The organism is Patulibacter sp. NPDC049589, from assembly GCF_040675535.1.
In the GTDB taxonomy this organism is placed as follows: Bacteria; Actinomycetota; Thermoleophilia; order Solirubrobacterales; family Solirubrobacteraceae; genus Patulibacter.
The window spans coordinates 1-3,875 of sequence record NZ_JBFAPC010000286.1 but is presented as its reverse complement, the minus strand read 5'-3'; the positions used below and the strand labels follow the sequence as shown (position 1 = coordinate 3,875).

5 protein-coding genes are annotated in these 3,875 nt (G+C 72.1%); 4 read left to right on the top strand and 1 reads right to left on the bottom strand.

Features of this window, described 5'->3' with window-relative positions; genetic code table 11:
* Both AB0L40_RS27130 and AB0L40_RS27125 read left to right on the top strand, forming a co-directional pair.
* A partial coding sequence (locus tag AB0L40_RS27130) for an SDR family NAD(P)-dependent oxidoreductase (protein WP_364361819.1) occupies positions 1–601 on the top strand: 601 nt, incomplete at its 5' end.
* Positions 602–1,381: a class I SAM-dependent methyltransferase gene (locus AB0L40_RS27125; protein ID WP_364361817.1), complete on the top strand. Its 780-nt coding sequence runs from the start codon at positions 602–604 to the stop codon at positions 1,379–1,381.
* A 19-nt stretch (positions 1,382–1,400) separates the two neighbouring features.
* On the opposite strand, the gene AB0L40_RS27120 is transcribed toward AB0L40_RS27125, so the two are convergent.
* Complete coding sequence (locus tag AB0L40_RS27120; protein ID WP_364361815.1) at positions 1,401–1,796, bottom strand: response regulator; 396 nt, start codon at positions 1,794–1,796, stop codon at positions 1,401–1,403.
* On the opposite strand from AB0L40_RS27120, the gene AB0L40_RS27115 reads away from it, so the two are divergent.
* Complete coding sequence (locus tag AB0L40_RS27115) at positions 1,714–3,378, top strand: YfcC family protein (protein ID WP_364361813.1); 1,665 nt, start codon at positions 1,714–1,716, stop codon at positions 3,376–3,378. The two genes, AB0L40_RS27120 and AB0L40_RS27115, sit on opposite strands and share 83 nt — an antisense overlap.
* Before the next feature lie 191 nt (positions 3,379–3,569).
* Positions 3,570–3,875: arginine deiminase family protein (locus AB0L40_RS27110; protein ID WP_364361811.1), on the top strand; the 306-nt coding region annotated here is incomplete at its 3' end.

The window sequence follows — 3,875 nt, the reverse complement described above, 5'->3', positions numbered from 1 at the left end:
CGTGCTCGTGGACGTGCCGGTGCTCGCGGACGCGGTCGTGCTCGTCGGAGCACCGGTCGCTGTGGCGACCTTCGGTGCCCTGCTGGTGAACAACGTGGGCGGGGCCCGCGGCGCGGACCCGGTGGCCGCCGGGTCGACCGAGGACTGGCAATGGATGTACGAGGTGAACGTGCTCGGCACCCTGCGGGTCACCAAGGCGCTGCTCCCGGCGCTGGAGGCGAGCGGCGCCGGCACGATCGTGACGGTCGGGTCGACCGCGGCGTTCGTGGTCTACGAGGGTGGCGGTGGGTACACCGCGGCCAAGCACGCCCAGACCGCGCTGGTCGGGACGCTGCGCCTGGAACTCTCCGGCAAGCCGGTCCGGGTGGTGGAGATCGACCCGGGCATGGTGCGGACCGACGAGTTCGCGCTCAAGCGGTTCGGCGGCGACCGGAGCAGGGCCGCCGCGGTCTACGAGGGCGTGAAGGAGCCGCTGGTGGCCGACGACATCGCCGACGTCATCGCGTTCGCCGCGACCCGGCCGCAGCACGTCAACATCGACCGGCTGGTGATCCGCCCGATCGCCCAGGCTGCCCAGCACAAGGTGCACCGGGAGAAGTAGGTGCCGAAACCGGTCGGCGCGATCACCCGGGGGACGACCAATCCCAACCGGCTGCGACGGGTCGACAACTTCATCGCGTACCGCTGCGAAGTGCTCTTGAAAGAGGCCGCGCGGCCGCTGGTGATCGACCTGGGTTATGGCGCCTCGCCGGTCACGGCGGTGGAGCTGCGCGGCCGCCTGGCGGCCGCGGTCAGTGCGGACGTCGCGGTGGTCGGTCTGGAGATCGATCCGGTACGCGTGAGCGCCGCCCAGCCGTTCGCGGACCCGCCCCGCCTGGAGTTCCGGCGCGGCGGGTTCGAGCTGGCCGGCCTCGCCCCGGTGGTGGTGCGTGCGTTCAACGTGCTGCGCCAGTACGACGAGGCGGAGGTGACGGCGGCCTGGCGGACCATGACCGCGACCGGTGCGCTGCTGGTCGAGGGCACCTGTGACGAGCTGGGACGGATCGCCACCTGGGTGGTCGTGGAGCACGGCACGCCCCGGACGCTCACCCTGTCGGCCCGGTTGCCGGTTCTCGAGCATCCCGCGGTCTTCGCCGAGCGGCTGCCGAAGTCGCTGATCCACCACAACGTGCCAGGGCATCCGGTGCACGAGATGCTGCGGGCGCTCGGCCGGGCGTGGGAGACCGAGGCGTCCCCGTTCGGGCCGCGTCAGCGCTGGCTGTCGACGGTCCGCCGGATGCGGATCGAGGGGTGGCCGGTGCTGGACGGCCCGGCCCGGTGGCGGCTGGGTGAGCTGACCCTGCCCTACCCCCATCCGACCGCCCCGCCCGACCGCCCCTGACCGGGACGGCAAAGCCGGCTCAGCCTTCTTGCGAGAGGACCGCCTTCAGGGCCTCCAACAGGGCGTCCGCGGTGAACGGCTTCTTCACCAGCAGCGCGTCCGCGCCGACCAGGCCCTTCGTGACGGCGATGTCCTTGGGCAGGCCGGAGATGAAGACCACGCCGAGCCCGGGCCGCAGGTCGCTCGCGGCGCCGGCCAGCTCACCGCCGGAGGCCCCGGGCAGGGTGAGGTCGGTGACCAGCGCGGCGATCTCACCGGGGTGCTCCCGGCAGACCGAGATCGCCTCCTCCGGATCACCGGCGACCAGCGTCGCGTAGCCGCGGCGCTCCAGCATGCGGCGCATGATGTCGCGCAGGTCCTCTTCGTCGTCGACGACGAGGACGGTCGGCCTCTCGGCGACCGGCGCCTCGGACATGGCGATCCTCCTCGCAGCTGGGGTCGCCTTCACGCTATCCGTCGGCCGGGGCTCTCGTACGGCACTTGGACGGGCCCGGCTTTCAGGAAGCGCCGCGCGCCGCTTCCCGACCGCCTTCACGGTGCTCGCGGGCGTGCTGCTCGCCGTCTGGCTGCTGTCGTTCGTGATCCCCTCCGGGGCCTACGACGTCGACGCGAAGACGGGCGGACCGGTCCCCGGCACCTACCACCGGATCGACACCGACAAGTCCGTCGTCCACCAGTTCTCGAAGCTGTGGGCCGCACCCACCGACGGCCTGTACGGCATCGAGAACGACCGCGGCGGGGTCAGCGTCGACAACACCGGGACGCTCTACGGGTCTGCGCAGATCTTCCTGTTCGTGCTCGCGATCGGCGCGTTCATCACGGTCACGATGAAGACCGGCGCGATCCAGACCGGGATCGGCCGGCTCGCGCTGCGCTTCCGGCACAGCCCCGCGGTCCTGATCGTCGTGCTGATGGGCGTCTTCGCGCTCGGCGGGACGACCGAGGGGATGTGGGAGGAGACGCTCGGGTTCTTCGTCCTCCTCGTACCCCTGACCCTGGCGCTGGGGTTCGACCGCATGACCGGCGCCGGGATCATCTTCCTCGGCTGCGGCTCCGGTGTCCTCGCGTCGACGGTCAACCCGTTCGCGACCGGCGTCGCCTCCGACGCCGCGGGGGTCGGGGTCGGCGACGGGATCGCGCTGCGCCTGCTCATGTGGGTCGTGATCGTCGGCCTCGCCATCGCCTACGTGCTGCGCTACGCCTTCCGGGTCCGCAGGGACGCGTCGCACTCCGTTCTCGGGCCCGAGGGGCTCACCTCCGCGGGCCTGCCGATGGCCGACGACGCCGCCGGCGACGTCGCGCCGCTGACCCGCCGCCAGGGCTTCGTGCTCGTCCTCTTCTTCTCGGCGTTCGCGCTGATGATCTACGGCTTCATCCCGTGGAAGGACATCTGGCAGACGATCTTCTCGGCCTCCTTCCCCCTGCCGACGTTTCAGTCCTTCTACTTCGCCCAGGCGAGCGTCCTCTTCATCGTCATGGCCGTCGTCATCGGGCTGGTGGCGAAGCTCGGCGAGGAGGGCACCGTGACCACGATCGTCTCCGGCGCATCGGACTTCCTCGGGCCGGCGCTGATCATCGTGCTCGCCCGCGCCGTGACCGTGGTGATGAAGAACTCCGAGGTCACGGACACGCTGCTGCACTGGATGGAGAGCGGCGTCAGCGGCACGTCCAGCGGAGTCTTCGGCGGCGTCGCGGTGCTCGTCAACCTGCCCATCGCCTTCCTCGTCCCGTCGTCGTCCGGCCACGCCGCGCTGGTGATGCCCATCCTCGGACCGCTCGCGGACTTCGCGGACGTCCCCCGCTCGATCGCCGTGACGGCGTTCCAGTCGGCGTCCGGCCTGGTGAACCTGATCACGCCGACGTCCGCGGTGATCATGGGCGGCCTCGCCCTCTCGAAGATCGGCTACGACCGCTACCTGCGCTTCGTCCTGCCGTTCTTCGGCATCGCGCTGGTCCTCTGCCTCGCGTTCGTCGGCGTCGGCGCGGCGGTCTCGTGACCGTCCGCCGCGCTCCTCGGCCCGGCGCCCGCGCCGCGGCCGGGCACCGGGACGCCGGCCGTCGGCCGGCCCGCCCGACCGGTACCGATCCCACCCGCATCGGTCCCCCACGCACCGGGCTCCCCCGTCGCCCCGTCGCGACGGCCGCCGCAGCGCCGCGCACCCCCACCTCCCACCAGAAGGACCCCACCATGCCGTTCAGCGCCGACTCCCCCATCACCGGCTCCCACGCCCCCGCCGTCACCGACTTCGTGGTCGGGCGCGACGGCGCGGCCACCGCCGCGGTCGCGGCCCGGCCGACGTTCAGCGTCGACTCGGAGGTCGGCCGCCTGCGCAAGGCGATCGTCCACCGTCCCGGCCTCGAGCAGCGCCGCCTGACCCCGGACAACGCCGCCGAGCTGCTGTTCGACGACGTCATCTGGGTCCGGAAGGCGAAGGTCGAGCACGCCGCGTTCGTCCAGGTCCTGCAGGAGCGGGGCGTCGAGGTCTTCGACGCC

What these genes read in the sequence shown, in the direction of transcription:
- AB0L40_RS27120 (WP_364361815.1), bottom strand. Translation starts at nt 1,796, where the DNA reads ATGTCCGAGGCGCCGGTCGCCGAGAGGCCGACCGTCCTCGTCGTCGAC.
- AB0L40_RS27115 (WP_364361813.1), top strand. Translation starts at nt 1,714, where the DNA reads ATGCGGCGCATGATGTCGCGCAGGTCCTCTTCGTCGTCGACGACGAGG.